We start from the raw sequence: 19,073 nt of genomic DNA on the forward strand, positions 1-19,073 counted from the left end.
GAAGAAAAATAGACTTCTATGGGATGTGTTGAAGCCGCAAAGGTGGGGCGGCAGGCAGGCAGGGCGCTTGGACGCGTTATCTTTCGGTCACCCTGAGCTTCAATCGTAGCAACAAAGCTTACCTCCTGGCAAGTGATAATGTGTGAGATTGTGGCAAAGTGATGACAGTCAGTTACAACGCCTGCTGGCGATGCTTGCGCAGGAAGTCCCAGATCACGCCATTGGCGTCGATATCGCGGCTGGTCTTCCCGAGTGGCAGCCCGACATTGAAGGCATCGGCGCCGGGCCAGGTGTGGCCGCCGTTCCGCACGGTGACCATGGCCACACTCACGCCGTCCTGGCTTTGCTCCGTGAACGAGACGCTGGTGCCGTCATGCTGGTCGGGGTCCACGCTGCGCTCCGTCATGGCGGCGCCAGCGATGCCGTTGCTCTTTATCCAGTATTGATACGACGCGTTGACCGGCAGATAACTGTCCGCCTTGCCTGTCGATGCGACGACCTGGTCGGCAGTGCCGTGCAGGTGCAGGACGCCGACTTTTCCGCGCGGCGCCGCCTGCGCCGCCAGCCAATGCGGGGTGGTTGCGCCGACCGCCGCCACGGCGGCAAACAGCTGGGGCAATTCGGCCGCCAGGCGCAAGCTGAAAAAGCCGCCGCGCGACAGGCCGGTGGCATACACGCGCCGCGCGTCGATGCGGAAGTCCTGCTGCAGCTTGGCCAGCATCGCGGCGGTAAAGCCGATATCGTCGGGGCCTTCGCTTGGCGCGCGTTCGAAACCGACGTTCCAGTCCTGCCTGATGCCCTGCGGGTAAACCACGATGAAGTTCTCGCGCTCCGCCGTCCGGTTCATTTGCGTGTAGAGCATCTGTTCGCGCATGGTCATGCCGGCCCCGTGGAAGTTGAGCACGACGGGAAATTGGCGCTGCGGCTGCGCCGCGTAGGAGGAGGGCGTGTAGACGATGTATTTGCGCTTCACGTCCTGGTGCACCAGCTGCTGTTCCTGTGCCGCGACGGCGGCGGGGATGCAGAGGGAGACGGAGAGCAGGAGTATTTTCATGGCGGGCCCCAGGGTAGTGTTGAAGCACCTACCTTAGGGCGCCGCCTGTGAAGACGATGTGAACGGCCTACTGGCCTGGGTTGGGCAGGCTGGCGTGGATCGCGTCGACCGCCGCCATGACTTCCGGCGACAGCTTGACGTCGAAGGCGTCGATATTTTCGCGCAGCTGCGCCAGCGAAGTGGCGCCGATGATGGTGGAGGCGACGAACCAGCGGGAATAGCACCAGGCCAGTGCCAGCTGGGTCGGCGTCAGGCCGTTGGCGCGCGCCAGTTTGGCGTATTGCGCCACCGCGTCCAGCACGCCCTGGCGCAGGTAGCGCGGGCTCCAGCTGGCCGGGAAGATGGTCAGGCGCCCATGTGCTTTCGGGTTGTCGTGGTACTTCGCCGTGAGCTGGCCGAAAGCCAGTGGGCTATATGCCAGCAGGCTTACCTGCTCGCGGAAGCAGGTCTCGTCCAGGAAACTGGTTTCGAAGTGGCGCGCCGTGAGGTTGTACAGGTTCTGGATGGTGGCGATGCGCGGCAGGCCCTTCATCTCGGCCTGCTTGACGCATTCGGACACGCCCCAGCAGCTCTCGTTGGAGACGCCGATGTGGCGGATCTTGCCCTCCTTGACCAGCTCTCCCAGCACCGCCAGCGATTCTTCCACCGCCACGCTGTGGCGTTCCTTGCCCGGGTCAAACTGGCTGGCGCCGAAGATCGGTACATTGCGGCTGGGCCAGTGCAGCTGGTACAGGTCGATATAGTCGGTCTGCAGGCGCTGCAGGCTGGTCTCCACCGCGGCGCGGATATTGGCCGCGTTATGGTTGCTCTTGCCCTTGCGGATCCAGTGCATGTACGGATTTGGCCCGACGATCTTGGTGGCCAGCACCACTTCGCTGCGGCGGCCCGACTTCTTCAGCCAGCTGCCGATGAAGCGTTCGGTCGCACCCTGGGTTTCAGCGGCAGGGCGGACCGGGTACAGCTCCGCCGTGTCGATGAAGTTGATGCCGCGCTCCAGCGCATAGTCGATCTGCGCGTGCGCTTCGGCCTCGGTATTCTGCTCGCCGAAGGTCATGGTGCCGAGGCAGATTTTGCTGACCTTCAGGTCGCTGCGGCCCAGGATGGTCTTTTCCATCTCAGCCCCTTAGCCCCTGAGCGCGTCGGCGCACTCGCGCACCAGGGCCGGGCCGGCGTAGATCAGGCCGGAGTACAGCTGCACCAGCTGCGCGCCCGCATCGATCTTGGCCTTGGCGTCCTTGCCCTGCATGATGCCGCCCACGCCGATGATCGGCAGCGCATCGCCCAGTTCCGCCTTCAGCGCGCGGATCACCTGGTTCGACAGCTCGAACACCGGCGCGCCCGACAGACCGCCCGCTTCCGCGCCGTGCTGCATGCCTTCCACGGCGGTGCGGCTCAGGGTGGTGTTGGTGGCGATCACGCCGTCGATCTTGTGGCGCAGCAGGGCGTCGGCGATGTTCTTCACCTGGTCGCCATCCATGTCCGGCGCGATCTTCAGCGTCATCGGCACATAGCGCTTGTGCTGGTCGGCCAGGCGCAGTTGCGCTTCCTTCAGCTGCGACAGCAGGCCGTCCACCTCCGAGGCACCCTGCAGCTGGCGCAGGTTCTTGGTGTTGGGCGAAGAGATATTGACCGTCACATAGCTGGCGTAAGGGTAGACCTTTTCCAGGCAGTGCAGGTAGTCGTCGGCCGCGCGCTCGATCGGCGTATCGGCGTTTTTGCCGATGTTCAGGCCCAGCACGCCCTCGCGGTTCTGGTAGAAGCGCGACGACTGCACGTTGGCGACGAAGGCATCCACGCCGCCGTTATTGAAGCCCATGCGGTTGATGATGCCGTGCGCCGCCGGGATGCGGAACATGCGCGGCTTCGGGTTGCCCGCCTGCGCGCGCGGGGTCACGGTGCCCACCTCGATCGAGCCGAAGCCCAGGTCGGCCAGCGCGTCGATGAAGGCGCCGTCCTTGTCCAGGCCGGCGGCCAGGCCGACCGGGTTGCGGAAGGTCAGGCCCATCACCGTGCGCGGGTCGTCCTTCGGGCGGCGCACCATGGCGCGCGTCAGGCCCAGGGCCGACAGGCGTTTCAGTGCGGGCAGGGTGAAATGGTGGGCGGATTCCGCGTCCATCGAGAACAGAATGGGGCGGGCGAGGGAATACAGGAATTTATCGGACATTATTGGGCAGCTTTGGTGTATTTTGTAGCATTTTACACCGCACCACTCGGAGAACCTTACGTGATCAAGCCCGGACTCGCCTTGCTGGCCTGCCTCGCCCTGCCTGCCGCCGCTGCCCCTGCCGCTGCCGCTGCCGAAAACCCGCTCGCCGCCGCCATTGCGCGCGACTACAAAGCCAGGCTGGCGCCGCTGTACGACCACCTGCACGCCAACCCCGAGCTCTCTTACATGGAAGTGCAAACGGCGGCGCGCATGGCGCAGGAACTGCGTGCGGCCGGCTTCGAGGTGACCGAAGGCGTGGGCAAGACCGGCCTGGTCGCCATCCTGCGCAACGGCAAGGGCCCGACCGTGATGGTGCGCGCCGACATGGACGCGCTACCGGTGGAAGAGAAGTCCGATGCGCCGAACGCCTCCAAGGTCAAGGTGAAGGACCTGGCCGGCAACCTGGTGCCGGTGATGCACGCCTGCGGCCATGACGTCCACATGACCAGCCTGGTCGGCACCGCGCACCAGATGGCCGCGCGCAAGAACGACTGGAAAGGCACCTTGATGCTGGTAGGCCAGCCGGCCGAGGAGCGCACCGGCGGCGCGCTGGACATGATGGCGGACGGCATCTACAAGCGCTTCGGCAAGCCCGATTACGCGCTCTCCATGCACGTTATCGCCGACATCGAAGCCGGCAAGATCGAAGTCAGCGAAGCGCCGTTCTCCGGCGCCGACCTGCTGGAGATCGTGGTGCACGGCATCGGCACGCACGGCGCCAGCCCGCACATGGGCAAAGACCCGGTGGTGATCGCTTCGCAGATCGTGCTGGCGCTGCAGACCGTGGTCACGCGCGACATCGCCCCGCGCGAAGCCGCGCTGATTACGGTGGGCTCCTTCCACGCCGGCACCAAGGGCAATGTGATCGGCGACAGCGCGCGCCTGGAGCTGACCGTGCGCTCGGAAAGCGACGAGACCCGCGCCAAACTGCTGGCCGGCATCAAGCGTGTGGCGGAGAACACCGCGCGCGCGGCCGGCATGCCGGAAGACAAACTGCCGGAGATCCGCCACACCGACCGCCCGGTGCCGCCCACCCTGAACGACAAGGCGCTGATGCAGCGCCTGCGCGGCGTATGGTCGGCCAAACTGGGCGAGGGCATTTTCGACAAAGGCTACCAGCGCGGCGGCATGGTGGGCGAAGACTACTCCCACTTCATCTACGGCCAGGGCATCTCAAGCGTCTACTTCGTGATCGGCGGCACGCCGGGCGGGCAGGTAGCGGCGGCGCGCGCCGGCAACGGCACGATCGCCTACAACCACAGCCCCCTGTTCCGCGTCGACGCCGAGAAGTCGATCCAGACCGGCGTGCTGGCGACGACTACGGCGCTGCTGGACCTGATGAAACGCTAGCCGGGGTAAGCGGGCCCCACACGCCCTTGATGCGGGCTTGCAGGGGCTGGAACTTGATCTTGTAGTTCATCTTCGGGCTTTCCTCGATCCAGTAGCCCAGGTAGACATAGTCCAGCCCCAGTTCGTGCGCCTGCGCGATCTGCCACATCACGTTGAAGGTGCCGAACGAAGCGCCCGGCACGTCCGGGTCGAAGAAGGTATAAACCGACGACAGCCCGTCCGACAGCACGTCGATGATGGACACCATGCGCAGCGTGCCATCCGGCTCGCGGAACTCCACCAGGCGCGTATTGACACGGCTTTGCAGCAGGAACTGCGCGTACTGGTCGCGCGAATCCTGGTCCATGCCGCCGCCCGCGTGGCGCGTGCTCTGGTAGCGCAGGTACAGCTCGTAATGCTCGTCCGAGAACGACAGGCTGGCGACGCCCGCCTGCAGGTGGCAATGGCGCGCCCAGGCACGGCGCTGGCCGCGCGTCGGCGTGAACCCGGCGGCCACCACGCGCACCGGGATGCAGGCCTGGCAACCATCGCAATATGGACGGTAAGTAAAGATGCCACTGCGGCGGAAGCCGTTCTTGACCAGCTCCGAATACACGTCGGCATTGATCAGGTGCGAAGGCGTTGCCACTTGCGAACGGGCCTGGCGCGCGTCGAGATAGCTGCACGGATAAGGCGCCGTTGTATAAAATTGCAACGTTGCGAAGGGGAGGTCGTTAAGCTGCGTCATGCGTCATATCATAACGCGGTCTTGGCTTAGAACGGTGCGGTAGGGCACCAATCGCGTATCTGCGGCATCACAATGTTCTTTTGCAAGTGGGCGATGAACTCCTGGCGCGGTATAGGGCGCGCACCCAGCGACGCCAGGTGGCCGGTCTCCTGCTGGCAGTCGATCAGCTCCACGCCATGCTGTCGTAAAAAGTGTACGAGGTAGGCCAGCGCCACCTTCGAACCGTCGGTCACGCGCGCGAACATCGACTCGCCGTAGAACATGGTGCCGATGGAAACACCATAGGCGCCGCCCACCAGCTCCCCATCCAGCCATAACTCGGACGAATGGGCATAGCCCTGGCGGTGCAAACCAGTGTAGCCGGCGATGATCTCTTCCGAAATCCAGGTGCCGGGGCCGTCGCGGCGCGGTGCGGCGCAGGCCCGCATCACCTGTTCAAAGGCGCTGTCGAACTTCACCTGCCAGCGCCCGCTGTCGCGCGCCACCTTCTTCAGCGTCTTCTTCAGGCTCTCCGAAATTTTGAAATCGGCCGTGCGCAGGACCATGCGCGGGTCGGTGCTCCACCACAGGATGGGCTGGCCTTCGGAAAACCAGGGGAAAATGCCGCGCTCGTAGGCCGCCAGCAGGCGTGCCGGGGACAGGTCGGCGCCGGCCGCCAGCAGGCCGGGCGCGTCCGTGGTCAAGGCGAGGGAAACGTCCGGAAAAGGCGCGTTGGCATCGAGCCAGGGAATCATGTGGCGGCGGGCAGGCGCATCGGCTGGGTGATGTCCTGCGTATGGAAACCGTAGCTGCCGCCTTCGCGCATGCGGGCGCGGTCGGCAAAGAAGAATTCCAGCGTGCTGCGGATGGTGGGGAAGGCCAGGTCGTCCCACGGGATTTCCGCTTCCGTGAACATTTTGACATCCAGGCTCTCCTCGCCCGGCGCAAAGTCGAGGTCGCGCAGCGTCGCCATATAAAACATATGCACCTGGTGCACGCGCGGCACGTTCAGCAATGTGAACAGTTTGCCAAGTTCGATATTGGCGCCGGCTTCTTCCTCGGTTTCGCGCTGGGCCGCCTCGGCGGTGGTTTCATTGTTTTCCATGAAACCCGCCGGCAAGGTCCAGAAACCGCGGCGCGGCTCGATGGCGCGCTTGCATAGCAAGACTTGCAACTCTCCATCGCGTTCCCAGACCGGCACCGTGCCGATCACCATCTTGGGATTCTGATAATGGATTGCCGAACAGTTGACGCAAACATAACGCGGCCGGTTGTCACCGGCCGGTACCATCAACTCAACAGGGTGGGCGCATTCTGAGCAAAATTTCATAGTGTCTACTTTACACCGAATGGCCACGTCACGGCATGCGGCGGAATATATCGGATCTATCGTCGGGTCGCTGGAGATAAATATTGCCTAAAGTGGCGCGTTGCCCTATAATACTCGCATCAGACGCGGGGTGGAGCAGTCTGGCAGCTCGTCGGGCTCATAACCCGAAGGTCACAGGTTCAAATCCTGTCCCCGCAACCAGAATTCCGAAGAAAACCGTCATTATGCAGATCGCAAATGGCGGTTTTTTTTCGTCCTTTTTCCGCGCCGGCGCAACTGGACGAAAGTCCAATGGCCGAATACTCATCAATGAATTGCGCTTGGCCAGCGCGAGACGCCACTGGCGGTGATGGCTGGCGCCAAACACAGCCGCCTGTTTTATCCGTTCCATTATCCGCTTCGGTATTGCCGCATGAATTGCCGATTAATGGCAGTGGCGCAGCCCGGCTATCCGGGTCAAATACTGGAAAAGCCGCCCGGCGAATTCCTTGGTGGCGTAGATTACGGCGCCGAAAAGGCTGGCGGGAAATTCAGCTATTTACCCGCCGGCGTGCCGGTCGATGGAAAGGACGCCCCCCGTGCATGCCAGCCATTGGCCTGATTAAGCCAATCGCTGGCATGAATGGCCCGGTTTATGCCCCTGCGTGTGCCTGGCGCAGGAATTCCAGCAGGTCGTCGCTCATCAAGCGGCCCGCGTTCAAGGCTGGCTCATTATCGTGCGCCTTACGGAATCGCAGGCGCGCATCCGGTGCCGTGCCGACCATATCGGTAAATAGCTCAAACCATTTGCGCGCTAATTCGCGCGCCGCTGGCGCCGCCGGCGACGGGTCCGACGATATTTGCGCCCGGAGCGCACCGATTAATTCCGGCCATTCGCGGGCACGGCATTGAAAATGTTTTCGCATGATGGCGATTTCTTCGGGCAGCATATATTTGGCATAAATCGCCAATTTAGCCTCGCCATTCGCGGAGGCAATATATCCGCGCATCTCCGGGGTAATGCCGGACTGGGTGCGGACAGTTTCCTCCCGCGCCCACATATTATCCAGCCGCTGCATGATGTCAGCGCTGCCACCGGCATGCTGGGAGAATGTCGCCATCCAGCGCGCCGCCAGTTGCTGTACTGCCGGATCGGCTGGCGAAATTCCCGCCGCCATTTTTTCACCGACCGCCGCCACCAGTTGCGCCCATTCACCACGCGCCGCGGCATCGTGATAAATCGGCATTTGCTGCAATTCCTGTTTCGAAAAATATTTGTCGTACACGGTCATCTGCTCCAATGTGGTTAGCCAGGAAGCCAGCTCCGGTTCCTCGCCGGCAAGCAACTGACCGCGCAGGGCCGACAGCTGCGCGCGCAGCTTGGCGGCCTCGGCAATTTGATGATCGAGGGCATCGATCTGGCGTGCGATCAGGTCGGGCAGGGAAGCACCAGGCTGGGCCAGGAAATGACCGATATCGGCCAGCGCCATGCCGAAACGGCGCAGCGCCTGCACCTGGTGCAGGCGCGCCACGTCGTCCCGGTTGTATAGACGATAGCCGGCATCGGAACGTCCCGAAGGCTTGAGCAAGCCAATGCTGTCGTAATGGTGCAGGGTGCGCACGGTCAGTCCGGCACGGCGCGCCAGTTCACCCACTTTCAACATCATCGCTTAGCTCCTTGTCATCGTTACGTGACCGACATGCTGGAGCCTGACGTCACGTGAGGGTCAAGCGCTTTCGTTGGGGCGGTCGGCCAGGCTGGCCCACAAATGGGCCGCCGCCATTGTGCGGTGTGGTTGCCATTGCTGCAAGATCTGCTCGGTGCGTGCCATGTCGGGCTTGCTGTCCTCGCCCAGCAGGCGCTGCAGGGCGGCGCGGATCGCCACGTCGCCGTGCAGCGAACAGTCGGCATAGCCATAGCCGCGCAGCAGCGCATAGTTCACGGTCCAGGGGCCTATGCCCTTCACCGCCAGCAGGTTCTTGCAGATGGCCGGGATGGGATTGTCGTCACGCTCCTCGATATCGAGCTCGCCGGCCGCCACCAGCTGCGCGAAACGGATCAGGGTTTCGGCCTTCGCCCGCGAGAATTTGCGGCTGGTCAGGTCCTCCACCTGCAGCCGCGCCACGTCGGACGCCTCCGGATAGCACCACAGGCCATCCCGATGCTGGCGCCCGGCTTGCAGGATGAAGGTGCGGCGCAAGGCAATGGCGAACGGCAGGTTGATCTGCTGGCCGATGATGGCCCAGGTCAGGGCCTCGAACACGGTGGCCGATTGCACGATCCGCAAGCCCGGCTGGCGCGCCACCAGCGGCCCGAGCAGGGCATCGCCGCGCGCAAACGCCACGAACGGTGCTGGATCGATATGCAGGCCCAGGATGTTGCGCGCGGCCGCCTCGATGCGTGCCGCCAGGCCTGCCGGTAGCTTGCGCGCGCGCGGCAAATCGATATCCGCCTCGCAGGCCACGCAGGCATCGCCACCGGCGCTGGACGGCAGGGCGACTTCCAGCACGACCGGCACCCCGTCCAGCAGCATGCCCTTGCGGATGGCCTGCGGGCTGACTTGCTCAGCCACGCTTTCCGCATCCCGGCTATGGAAAGCCAGCACATCCTGCACCCGGTAACCAGCCGGCAATGCCAGCGCAAATGCGTGCTTCATGCTGCCTCAGCCTTTCGCAGCCACGGCAACTTGGGCTTATAGCCCGTCACCAGCATGGTTCCCAGGATCACCGTCGCCGCCCCCGCCACGGTATGCCAGCCGACCACCTCATCCAGGAACAGCGAGCCCCACAAGATGCCGAACAAGGGATTCAGGAACGTCACCGTCAACGCCGAGGTCGGCCCGACATCGCGCACCAGCCCGAAATACAGCAAATAGGCGATCCCGCTGCACAGCACGCCCAACGCCAGGGCCGCGCCCATGATGCCGGCCGTCGGCACGCCCGGCTGCGGGAAGATGGCCAGGGAAGGCAAGGTCAGCAAGGCCGCCGCCCACATGCTGCCATGCGCGTTCGCGAACGGCTCCACGCCCTGCGCCGATTTCGCCACCTTGGTATAAGTGGTCGCAATGCTATAGCTGAAAGCCGCCACGGTGGCCGCGGCGATGGCCAGCGCCGCCCCATCCTTGCTGCTCACGTGGTCAAAGCCCACCAGCATCGCCACCCCCACCGTGCCCAGGGCCAGGCCCAGCATCACCCGCCCGCCCACCATATGGCGGTGCCAGACCGCACCGACGATAGCGCCCCAGATGGGCGCCGTGGCGTTCAGTACCGACAGCACGGAAGCGGTCAAGGTCTTGGCCGCGAATGCGAACAGCACAAAGGGCAAGGCAGAATTGAAGAAGCCCAGCACCAGGTAATGGCGCCAGTTGCGCGCCAGGTCCAGGCGTTTGCGCAGCACCAGCGCCACCACTGCCAGGAAAATGGCAGCAAACGTGACCCGATACTCAATCAGCACCCCCGGCCCCAGCACCGGCGCCGCGATCCGCATAAACAAGAATGAGCCGCCCCAAATGGCAGCCAGTAAAACCAGCTTCAAAAGATTCGATGTATTCATACGGTCCAGTTCGTGCCAAGCTCGGCGTTCCCATCATGGCCCCGAGGTTGCCACGGGCCGGGCGGCGCTGAAACCCGGTTCTTGCTTTTGAATTCGGCGGTCATGTGGGACAGGCGGGGCCGGGCGGGGACTCCAGGGCGCTGGCGTGGTTGATCTGGAGAATTTCGGGCACGCCGTTTTTGACGGCGGTCATCTCGGCCAGGATGGAGATGGCGATCTCGGGCGGGGTCTTGCTGCCGATGTAGAGGCCGATCGGGCCGTGCAGGCGGGCAATCTGGGCTTCGCTGAGGTCAAACTGCAGCAGCCGTTCGCGCCGTTTGGCATTGTTGGCGCGCGAGCCGATGGCGCCGACATAAAACGCGTCCGATTTCAGCGCTTCCATCAGCGCCAGGTCGTCCAGCTTGGGGTCGTGCGTGAGGGCGACCACGGCGCTGCGGCTGTCGAGCTTCATTTCCTGCACCAGGTCGTCCGGCATGGCATGCACCAGGGGCACGTCGGCCAGCGGCCAGCCGGCGCGGTATTCCTCGCGCGGGTCGCACACGGTGACGTGGTAGTCCATGGCGGTAGCGATCTGCGCCAGCATGCGCGAGAGCTGGCCGGCGCCGATGACCAGCAGGCGCCAGCGCGGGCCGTGCTGGGTGACCAGCTGCTCGTCGCTGCGTTCGAGCACGGCGCCGGGGCGGGCGCGTTCGAGCCGGACCTCGCCGGTGCGCAGGTCCAGGGTGCGCGCGACCAGTTCGTGCGCGGCCAGGCGTTGCAGCAGTTCGTCGATGCGGCTGTGCGGGCCAAGCGGTTCGAGCGCGAGTTCGATGGTGCCGCCGCAGGGCAGGCCAAAGCGGTGCGCCTCGTCGGCGCTGATGCCGTAACTGACGATCTCCGGATGCTGGCGCACGATGCCTTCCCGCCGTACGCGCTCTATCAGGTCGTCCTCGATGCAGCCGCCGGAAACGGAGCCGATCACGCGCCCGTCATCGCAGATGGCAAGGGTGGCGCCGACCGGGCGCGGGCTGGAACCCCAGGTGCGGATCACGGTGACCAGTTCGCAGCGGTGCCCGGCCGCGAGCCAGGCGGAGCAAGTCTTGAGCACTTCGAGGTCGATGCTGTCCATGCCCGGAACTATAGCAAGGCTCAGCGCTTTTTGCAGACTGCCTTCAGGGCCTTCTCGGCCAGGCTGCCGGGGGCAATGGTTTCGGGGTCGTAGGATTCGTACTTGAAGGTGCCGAGCGGCTCGCCTTTGCCCAGCACCTCGCCGTAAAACGCTTGCGCCAGCAGGGTGCGGGTAGCGCCTTCGCAGGCGTAGCTGTGCTGGCTGCGTACCGAGAGATAGAGCTTGCCATCCGGCCCGGTCTGCGGCTTGCGGTAGCTCTCCATGGTCCAGGCCTTGCGGTGGCCGTCGTCGGCGCGCACGGAACCGCGGTCCAGCAGCATGGTGCTGTCTTTGTCTTTGGCGAGGGGCGTCCACGGCCCTGCCAGCGCCAGGCCCGGCGCCAGCATGGGCGCGAGCACGAGCGCGAGCATGGCCGGCTTCATGGCAGGAGCGGGCGCTTGGCGGCCTGCTTGGCCTTGATCTCGGAAATGCTGCGGTCCATGGCGGCCAGGCGCGCCGTGACGTTCGGGTGGATCGCGGTATAGCTGTTCAGCACCGTGGCCGGGTATTGGCCGGACAGGCGCTGCCAGAACGAGCGCGCGTTGCTGATGTTGTAGCCGGCGCGCGCCAGCATGTAGAGGGCCAGGTTGTCGGCCGCGACGTCGTAGTCGGCCGGCATCGGGCGTACGCCGGCGCTGCCGACCAGCATGGTCAGGTCGGGCCGCACCGAGGCCAGGTTGTCGATGATGCTGGCCATGGTGGCGGTGCTGCGCGTCTGGCTGGCGTGGCCGAGCACATTGTGCGCCAGTTCCTTGGCCATGACGTAGGCGATGGCTTCGTCGTTCTGGGCGAAGTTGATCATGCCGCGCGTCAGCAGCACGCGGCTGCCGTCGTTATACGCGTTCACATTGTCGGAGTTGCCCAGGTCGACGCGGAAGGCGCAGGCGCGCGTGACCGGCACGTTCAGGGTCTGGCTGCTGCCGTTGCGGGCGATGGTCATGCTCAGCGTGGCGCTGTTGGCGGCCAGCGGCGCGAACACGGCGGCAGCCTTGCTTTCGGCATCGCGCCCTTTGGGCAGGGCTTTGCCGCCGGCCGCCACCAGGTCGTCGCCCTTGCGCAGGCCGGCTTTGGCGGCGCCGCTGCCGGCCAGCACGCCGGACACCTGCAGCACGTCGTCATACCCGAGCACGGCGGTCGAGGCATCGACGTATTCGCCCGGGTAGGAGTATTTGTTCTTGGCGGTGAAGCCGAGCAGGTTGCGCGCCTGCGATTTGCACAGGTCGGCGTTATTGATCAGCAGCGGCGCCGCCACGCGGTACAGGCGCTCCTGCAGGCTGGCGATGACTTTCAGGTTGTCGCGCGCCGCCTGCATCTGCGGCGTGACGACCGGGGCCGGCGGCGGCAGTGGTTGCGGCGGTGGGGCCGGGGTTTCCGGCGCGCTGGTGCTGCTGGGCTGGAAGGTGGAGCAGGCAGAGAGCAGCAGTGCGGCCGCCATGGCAGCCCAGGCTGCGGGACGGGCCGTGGTGGCGGACGCGGGGATGCGGATTACTTGCTCTACTGCCATAACTCTTTCCTTAATGCTTGCCTGTGCTGCCGAAACCGCCGGCGCCGCGGTCGCTGGCTTCAAAGTCGTCGACGACATTGAAGCCAACCTGCAGCACGGGCACGATGATCAACTGCGCCAGGCGCTCCATTGGGTTCAGCGTAAACGTGTTTAAGCCCCGGTTCCAGGTAGACACCATCAATTGTCCCTGGTAATCGGAGTCAATCAAGCCTACCAGATTCCCCAAAACAATGCCGTTCTTATGGCCCATGCCGGAACGCGGCAGGATCATGGCGGCATAGCCCGGGTCGGCGATATGGATGGCCAGGCCGGTCGGCACCAGCACGGTCTGGCCCGGCTCGATGGTGAGCGGGGCGTCGATGCAGGCGCGCAGGTCGAGGCCGGCGCTGCCGGGGGTGGCATAGGCCGGCAGCTGGTCCTTCATGCGCGGGTCGAGGATTTTGACGTCTACAGTTTTCATTGGAAGAGCGAGTTCTTGTCGATGCGTTTGGCGATTTCGGAAATCAGCTGGCGCGCCAGCGTGAGCTTGTCGGCGCGCGGCAGGATGGTGTGTCCGTGTTCGTCAAACAGGATGATGGTGTTGTCGTCCTGGCCGAAGGTGTTGTGGCCGATGTTGCCGACCAGGAGCGGGATGCCTTTGCGTTCGCGCTTGCTGGCGCCGTATTCGATCAGGTTTTCCGATTCGGCGGCGAAGCCGACGCAGTAAGGCCAGCCCGCCAGGCTGGTGCGGGTGGCGACGCTGGCCAGGATGTCGGGGTTCTGTTCGAACTTCAGCTCGGGCACGCTGCCGTCGCCGGTCTTCTTGACCTTCTGTTCGCTCGGGTTGACCACCTTCCAGTCGGCCACGGCGGCCACCGAGATGAAGACGTGCTGGCCGCCGATGTGCTCCATCACGGAGTCGAACATCTGCTGCGCGCTCTTCACGTTGTGGCGCTCGACGCCGTACGGCGTGGCCAGGGCGACCGGGCCGGACACCAGGGTCACTTCGGCGCCGGCTTCGCGTGCGGCGCGCGCCACGGCGTAGCCCATTTTGCCGGACGAGAGATTGGTGATGCCGCGCACCGGGTCGATGGCTTCAAAGGTCGGGCCGGCGGTGACCAGGATGCGCTTGCCCGCCAGGACCTTGGGCTGGAAGGCGGCAATCATTTCGGCCAGCAGCTGTTCCGGTTCCAGCATGCGGCCCAGGCCCGTTTCGCCGCAGGCCTGGTCGCCGGCGGCCGGGCCGAAGACGGTGATGCCGTCTTCCATCACCTGCGCCACGTTGCGCTGGGTGGCCGGGTTGGACCACATTTCCACGTTCATGGCCGGGGCGATCAGCAGCGGCACGTTGCGCGGGCGCGCCAGGCACATGGTGGAGAGCAGGTCGTCGCACACGCCGTGCGCCAGCTTGTAGATGAAGTCGGCGGAGCAGGGCGCGATCAGGATGGCGTCGGCGTCGCGCGTGACGTCGATGTGGGCCATATTGTTGTTTACGCGTGGATCCCACTGGCTGCTGAACACCGGCTTGCCGGACAGGGCCTGCATCGTCACCGGGGTGATGAAGTGGGTGGCGGCGTCGGTCATCACGACCTGCACCGAGGCGCCTTCCTTGGCCAGGGCGCGGCACAGTTCAGCGGCCTTGTAGCAGGCCACGCCGCCGGACAGGCCGAGCACGATTTTTTTGCCAGTCAGTTCCATAGTGCTGCTCCTACTTGTTCACGCGGCGCAGTTCGTCCAGCACGAACAGTGCGGCGCCGATGCAGATGGCGGTGTCGGCCAGGTTGAAGGTCGGGAAGCTGGCGCCGCGCCAGTGGAAGTCGAGGAAGTCCACCACGTGGCCGTAGGAGATGCGGTCGATCACATTGCCGATGGCGCCGCCCAGGATCAGGGCGAGGGCCCAGCAGAACAGGCGCTGGCCGCTGTGGCGCTTGAGCAGGTAGGCGATGTAGAGCGCTGCGCCAATGCCGATGGCGGTGAAGAAGTGGCGCTGCCAGCCGCCGGCGTTGGCGAGGAAGCTGAACGCCGCGCCCGGGTTGTAGTGCAGGGTCAGGTTGAACCATTCCGTGATCGGCATGACCTCGCGGTAGTGGAACACCTTGAGGATGGCGATCTTGCTCAGCTGGTCGAGCAGGACGATGATGAAGGCGATGCCTAACCAGGGGAGCATGCTGCCGCCGCTGGAGGGGCTGCTGAAGGTTTTCTTTTTTGTGGCCATTGTTTCTTTCTTTGCTGCGCGTTCTGTAAAACCCGGAAACCCGGGTCAGTCCCAAGGGTCTGACGCGGGGTGTGGGCGTTCCGTGTCCGGTGTCTGAGCCTTGGTTCTGACCCGGGTTTCCCGGGTTTCGATTTTAGGCGAACTGGCGCGCCTCGCCTGCGCCAAACAGGTTCGAGTGGCAGCGGCCGCACAGCCCTGGATGGTCGGCGTGCGAACCAACGTCGGCGCGGTAGTGCCAGCAGCGCTCGCACTTGGCCGCGGTGGAGGCGGCCACGTTCACCGCTTCGTCGGCTTCCGCCGCCACTTCCACGGCCTTGGCCAGGGAGGTGATGAAGATGAACTTCAGGTCGTCGTCCAGCGAGGACAGCACCTTGAACTTGTCGCCGGCCGCCTTGATTTCCAGCTCCGCCTGCAGCGAGGAGCCGATCGCGCCGGAGCCGCGCAGCTCTTCCAGCTGCTTGGTCACGTCGGCGCGCACGGCGATGATGGTGGCGTACTTGGCCAGCAGGGCATCGGCGTCGGCCAGTTGCGGCAGCTGCCACCAGGTCTGGGTGAAGATGGTTTCATCGCTGGCCTTGAAGCTCTCGTCGCCGGCGAAGAAGCCCCACGCCTCTTCGGCGGTGAAGCACAGGATCGGCGACATCAGGCGCAGCAGCGACTGGGTGATGTGCCACAGCGCGGTCTGCGCCGAGCGGCGCGCCTTGGAATCGACGGCGCTGGTGTACAGGCGGTCCTTCAGGATGTCCAGGTAGAAGCCGCCCAGGTCCTCGGAGCAGAAGTTCTGCAGCTTGGACACCACCGGGTGGAATTCGTAGCGCTCGTAGTGCGCCGCCAGGTCGGCCTGCAGCTTGGCCATATTGGCCAGCGCGTAGCGGTCGATCTCCAGCAGCTCGGCCACCGGCACGGCGTGCGCCTTGTGGTCGAAGTCCGAGGTGTTGGCCAGCAGGAAGCGCAGGGTGTTGCGGATGCGGCGGTAGGACTCGGTCACGCGCTTCAGGATCTCGTCCGAGATCGACAGCTCGGAGGTGTAGTCGGTGGCGGCCACCCACAGGCGCAGGATGTCGGCGCCCAGCGTATCGGACACTTTCTGCGGCGCGACGGTGTTGCCGATCGACTTGGACATCTTCTTGCCTTCGCCGTCGACCACGAAGCCGTGGGTCAGCAGCTGCTTGTACGGCGGACGGCCGTTCAGCATGGAGGAGGTCAGCAGCGAGGAGTGGAACCAGCCGCGGTGCTGGTCCGAGCCTTCCAGGTACAGGTCGGCCGGGAAGTGCGACTGTTCAGGGTGCGAGCCGCGCAGCACGGTCTGGTGCGTGCAGCCGGAGTCGAACCACACGTCCAGCGTGTCCTTGTTCTTTTCGTAGTGGGCCGCGTCTTCGCCCAGCAGGGTGGCCGCGTCCAGCGCGTGCCAGGCGTCGATGCCGCCCTGCTCGATCAGCTTGGACACCTGCTCCAGCAGTTCCGGCGTGCGCGGGTGCAGCTCGCCGGTCTCCTTGTGGATGAAGACGGCCATCGGCACGCCCCACTGGCGCTGGCGCGACAGGGTCCAGTCCGGACGGTTGGCGATCATGCCGTGCAGGCGCGCCTTGCCCCAGTCCGGGAAGAATTCGGTCGCTTCGATGCCTTCCAGCGCGGTTTCGCGCAGGGTGGAGCCGCCGTCCAGTGGCTGGATGTCCATGCCGGCGAACCACTGCGAGGTGGCGCGGTAGACGATCGGGGTCTTGTGGCGCCAGCAGTGCATGTAGCTGTGGTCGAACATCTTCAGCTCGAACAGGGCGCCCGCTTCGCGCAGCGCTTCGCAGATCGGCTTGGAGGCTTCCCAGATGCCCAGGCCACCGAACAGCGGCAGGGAAGGGACGTATTTGCCGTCGCCCATCACCGGCTTCAGGATCTCGTCATCCTTCATGCCGTGCGCCTTGCAGGACACGAAGTCGTCCTGGCCGTAGGCAGGGGCCGAGTGCACCACGCCGGTACCGCTCTCGGTGGTCACGTAGTCGGCGATGTAGACCGGCGACAGGCGGTCGTAGAAGGCGTCGCGCGCGTGCAGCGGGTGCTTGAAGGCGATGCCGGCCAGCTTGGCGCCGGCGGCGGTGGCGATGATGCTGCCTTCCAGCTTGTAGCGCTGCAGGCAGGATTCCACCAGGTCTTTGGCCAGGATCAGCAGCAGCGGCTTGCCATCGCGCTCGGTCTGCACCAGCGCGTATTCCACCTCGTGGTGCATGTTCAGCGCCTGGTTGGACGGGATGGTCCAGGGGGTGGTGGTCCAGATCACCACGAAGCCGTCGCCGGCCGGCAGGGCTGGCAGGCCGAAAGCGGCGGCCAGCTTGTCATGCTCATGGAAGGCGAAGCCGACGTCGATCGCCGGGTCGCGCTTGTTCTGGTATTCCACTTCCGCTTCCGCCAGCGCCGAGCCGCAGTCGAAGCACCAGTTGACCGGCTTCAGGCCGCGGTAGACGTAGCCTTTCTCCAGCAGCTTGCCCAGGGCGCGCAGCTCGTCGGCTTCGTTGCGGTAGTTCATGGTCAGGTAAGGGTTGTCCCACTCGCCCAGCACGCCCAGGCGGATGAAGTCCTTCTTCTGGCGCTCGACCTGCTCGTGCGCGTAGGCGCGCGCTTTCGACAGCACTTCGGCGGTCGGCAGGTTCTTGCCGTGCAGTTTTTCGATCTGGATCTCGATCGGCATGCCGTGGCAATCCCAGCCCGGCACATACGGCGCGTCGAAGCCGGCCATGGTGCGCGACTTGACCACGATATCCTTCAGGATCTTGTTGACGGCGTGGCCGATGTGGATGTCGCCGTTGGCGTATGGCGGGCCGTCATGCAGCACGAATTTCGGGCGGCCGGCGGCAGCCTTGCGCACGCGCTCGTAGATTTTCTTGTCCTGCCACTGTTTCACCCAGCCCGGCTCGCGCTTGGCCAGGTCGCCGCGCATCGGGAATGGGGTTTCGGTCATATTGACCGGGTACTTGCTCTCTTGCTTCTTAGGTTTGTTGTCGGACATGATAAATAGCTTTTAGTTCGAGTTGCGGGTGGCGAAGAAGGCGCGCGCTTGGTCGGCGTCGCGATCGATGGCTTTGACCAGGGTAGGCAGGTCAATGAACTTTTCTTCGTCACGTATCTTTTGCAGGAATTCGACGCGCACCACCTTGCCGTAGCAGTTCTGGGCGAAATCGAAGATGTGCACTTCCAGCAGCACGCGGCCGGCGTCTTCCACCGTCGGGCGCACGCCCAGGCTGGCCACGGCCGGCAGCGGCCGGTCGCCCAGGCCGTGCACCTGCACGATGAAGATGCCCGCCAGGGCAGGGCGGTGCGGCACTTTCAGGTTCAGCGTCGGGTAGCCGATATCGCGACCGAGTTTGGCGCCGTGGATCACGTGGCCGGAAATGGCGTACGGGTGGCCCAGCAGCGCCTGCGCGTGCTGGAAATCGCCTTCCGCCAGCGCGGCGCGCACGGCGGAGGAGGAAATGCGGGTGTCGCCATTGCGCACGGTGGGCAGCACTTCCACCTCAAAGCCATGCTGCCTGCCGGCTTCCATCAGCATGGCGACATTGCCGGCGCGCTTGGCGCCGTAGCAGAAATCGTCGCCCACCATCAGCCATTTCACGTGCAGGCCTTCCACCAGCACCTGTTCGACGAAGGACTGCGGCGACTGGGCGGCGAAGGGCTCGGAGAAGTGCTCGACGATCACGCGGTCCACGCCATTGTTTTCCAGCGCCTGCAGCTTGTCGCGCAGGTTGGCGATGCGCGGCGGCGCTTTCGACAGGTCGCCCATCTTGCGGGCGAAGAATTCGCGCGGATGCGGCTCGAAGGTCATCACGGCCGATTCCAGGCCCAGGCGATCGGCGGCCGCGCGCACGCGCGCCAGCAAGGCCTGGTGGCCGCGGTGGACACCGTCGAAGTTGCCGATCGTCAAGGCGCAGGGCGCGCGCCCGGCTGCGTGGGCACGCCCCCCAAAAACCTCCAGGCTCCTGTGTTTTGCCGTAAATCATTGATTATACGTTGTGAAACAAAAAACGCGCGGCCGGGGGGTGCCGCCCCCGCTTTTCTTGGCTC

19 protein-coding genes and 1 tRNA gene are annotated in these 19,073 nt (G+C 64.8%); 3 read left to right on the forward strand and 17 right to left on the reverse strand.

The window, feature by feature from the left end:
• Nucleotides 1-172: 172 nt before the first annotated feature.
• From ACE3TQ_RS03845 to ACE3TQ_RS03855, 3 genes are all read right to left on the reverse strand, one after another.
• Nucleotides 173-1,054 carry a PHB depolymerase family esterase gene (locus ACE3TQ_RS03845; RefSeq protein ID WP_374580623.1) on the reverse strand — a complete coding sequence of 294 codons (882 nt, stop codon included), beginning with the start codon at nt 1,052-1,054 and terminating at the stop codon, nt 173-175.
• Nucleotides 1,055-1,121: 67 nt separating this feature from the next.
• The gene (locus ACE3TQ_RS03850; RefSeq protein WP_374580624.1) at nt 1,122-2,168 is read right to left on the reverse strand and encodes an aldo/keto reductase; all 1,047 of its coding nucleotides are present in this window, start codon (nt 2,166-2,168) and stop codon (nt 1,122-1,124) included.
• Nucleotides 2,169-2,177: 9 nt separating this feature from the next.
• A complete protein-coding gene (locus ACE3TQ_RS03855) occupies nt 2,178-3,218 on the reverse strand; it encodes a quinone-dependent dihydroorotate dehydrogenase (protein ID WP_374580625.1) in 1,041 nt (346 codons plus the stop codon).
• Between the two features lie 60 nt (nt 3,219-3,278).
• On the opposite strand from ACE3TQ_RS03855, the gene ACE3TQ_RS03860 reads away from it, so the two are divergent.
• Nucleotides 3,279-4,610 carry an amidohydrolase gene (locus tag ACE3TQ_RS03860; RefSeq protein WP_374580626.1) on the forward strand — a complete coding sequence of 444 codons (1,332 nt, stop codon included), beginning with the start codon at nt 3,279-3,281 and terminating at the stop codon, nt 4,608-4,610.
• Here ACE3TQ_RS03860 and ACE3TQ_RS03865 read toward each other — a convergent pair.
• Genes ACE3TQ_RS03865 through ACE3TQ_RS03875 form a run of 3 tightly spaced genes read right to left on the reverse strand, consistent with a single transcriptional unit; the run spans nt 4,579 to nt 6,646 of the window.
• Nucleotides 4,579-5,337, reverse strand: coding sequence for an arginyltransferase (locus ACE3TQ_RS03865; protein ID WP_374580627.1), 759 nt, complete (start codon nt 5,335-5,337; stop codon nt 4,579-4,581). The two genes, ACE3TQ_RS03860 and ACE3TQ_RS03865, sit on opposite strands and share 32 nt — an antisense overlap.
• Before the next feature lie 26 nt (nt 5,338-5,363).
• Nucleotides 5,364-6,071, reverse strand: a complete 708-nt coding sequence (aat, locus tag ACE3TQ_RS03870) for a leucyl/phenylalanyl-tRNA--protein transferase (protein WP_374580628.1) — start codon at nt 6,069-6,071, stop codon at nt 5,364-5,366.
• A complete protein-coding gene (locus ACE3TQ_RS03875; RefSeq protein WP_374580629.1) occupies nt 6,068-6,646 on the reverse strand; it encodes an NUDIX hydrolase in 579 nt (192 codons plus the stop codon). Before ACE3TQ_RS03875 ends, aat begins: the two co-directional genes overlap by 4 nt.
• A gap of 124 nt (nt 6,647-6,770) precedes the next feature.
• On the opposite strand from ACE3TQ_RS03875, the gene ACE3TQ_RS03880 reads away from it, so the two are divergent.
• Both ACE3TQ_RS03880 and ACE3TQ_RS03885 read left to right on the forward strand, forming a co-directional pair.
• Nucleotides 6,771-6,847 (forward strand) — tRNA-Met (locus tag ACE3TQ_RS03880).
• 148 nt (nt 6,848-6,995) lie between these two features.
• Nucleotides 6,996-7,247 (forward strand): hypothetical protein, encoded by a 252-nt coding sequence (locus tag ACE3TQ_RS03885; RefSeq protein WP_374580630.1) that lies wholly within the window; start codon nt 6,996-6,998, stop codon nt 7,245-7,247.
• A gap of 31 nt (nt 7,248-7,278) precedes the next feature.
• On the opposite strand, the gene ACE3TQ_RS03890 is transcribed toward ACE3TQ_RS03885, so the two are convergent.
• The 11 genes from ACE3TQ_RS03890 to ACE3TQ_RS03940 all read right to left on the reverse strand — a co-directional run bounded on the left by ACE3TQ_RS03890 (nt 7,279) and on the right by ACE3TQ_RS03940 (nt 18,984).
• Nucleotides 7,279-8,292, reverse strand: a complete 1,014-nt coding sequence (locus ACE3TQ_RS03890; RefSeq protein ID WP_374580631.1) for a MerR family transcriptional regulator — start codon at nt 8,290-8,292, stop codon at nt 7,279-7,281.
• Nucleotides 8,293-8,352: 60 nt separating this feature from the next.
• Nucleotides 8,353-9,282 carry a DNA-3-methyladenine glycosylase 2 gene (locus tag ACE3TQ_RS03895; RefSeq protein ID WP_374580632.1) on the reverse strand — a complete coding sequence of 310 codons (930 nt, stop codon included), beginning with the start codon at nt 9,280-9,282 and terminating at the stop codon, nt 8,353-8,355.
• Nucleotides 9,279-10,178 (reverse strand): DMT family transporter, encoded by a 900-nt coding sequence (locus tag ACE3TQ_RS03900; protein WP_374580633.1) that lies wholly within the window; start codon nt 10,176-10,178, stop codon nt 9,279-9,281. Before ACE3TQ_RS03900 ends, ACE3TQ_RS03895 begins: the two co-directional genes overlap by 4 nt.
• A 100-nt stretch (nt 10,179-10,278) precedes the next feature.
• Nucleotides 10,279-11,286, reverse strand: a complete 1,008-nt coding sequence (locus ACE3TQ_RS03905; RefSeq protein ID WP_374580634.1) for an XdhC family protein — start codon at nt 11,284-11,286, stop codon at nt 10,279-10,281.
• Between the two features lie 20 nt (nt 11,287-11,306).
• Nucleotides 11,307-11,696 carry a surface-adhesin E family protein gene (locus tag ACE3TQ_RS03910; protein WP_374580636.1) on the reverse strand — a complete coding sequence of 130 codons (390 nt, stop codon included), beginning with the start codon at nt 11,694-11,696 and terminating at the stop codon, nt 11,307-11,309.
• An 8-nt stretch (nt 11,697-11,704) separates the two neighbouring features.
• On the reverse strand, nt 11,705-12,829 hold the full coding sequence (locus ACE3TQ_RS03915) for a M48 family metalloprotease (RefSeq protein WP_374580637.1): 1,125 nt from the start codon (nt 12,827-12,829) through the stop codon (nt 11,705-11,707).
• A 10-nt stretch (nt 12,830-12,839) separates the two neighbouring features.
• On the reverse strand, nt 12,840-13,289 hold the full coding sequence (dut, locus tag ACE3TQ_RS03920; RefSeq protein ID WP_374580638.1) for a dUTP diphosphatase: 450 nt from the start codon (nt 13,287-13,289) through the stop codon (nt 12,840-12,842).
• Nucleotides 13,286-14,506, reverse strand: a complete 1,221-nt coding sequence (gene coaBC, locus ACE3TQ_RS03925) for a bifunctional phosphopantothenoylcysteine decarboxylase/phosphopantothenate--cysteine ligase CoaBC (RefSeq protein WP_374580639.1) — start codon at nt 14,504-14,506, stop codon at nt 13,286-13,288. The genes dut and coaBC overlap by 4 nt, the downstream gene beginning before the upstream one ends.
• 10 nt (nt 14,507-14,516) lie before the next feature.
• A complete protein-coding gene (lspA, locus tag ACE3TQ_RS03930; RefSeq protein WP_374580640.1) occupies nt 14,517-15,023 on the reverse strand; it encodes a signal peptidase II in 507 nt (168 codons plus the stop codon).
• Nucleotides 15,024-15,156: 133 nt separating this feature from the next.
• Nucleotides 15,157-18,021, reverse strand: a complete 2,865-nt coding sequence (gene ileS / locus ACE3TQ_RS03935; RefSeq protein WP_374580641.1) for an isoleucine--tRNA ligase — start codon at nt 18,019-18,021, stop codon at nt 15,157-15,159.
• A gap of 12 nt (nt 18,022-18,033) precedes the next feature.
• The gene (locus tag ACE3TQ_RS03940; protein WP_374580709.1) at nt 18,034-18,984 is read right to left on the reverse strand and encodes a bifunctional riboflavin kinase/FAD synthetase; all 951 of its coding nucleotides are present in this window, start codon (nt 18,982-18,984) and stop codon (nt 18,034-18,036) included.
• Nucleotides 18,985-19,073: the final 89 nt, after the last annotated feature.

The organism is Pseudoduganella sp. (assembly GCF_041914865.1).
Lineage (GTDB): Bacteria > Pseudomonadota > Gammaproteobacteria > Burkholderiales > Burkholderiaceae_D > Rugamonas.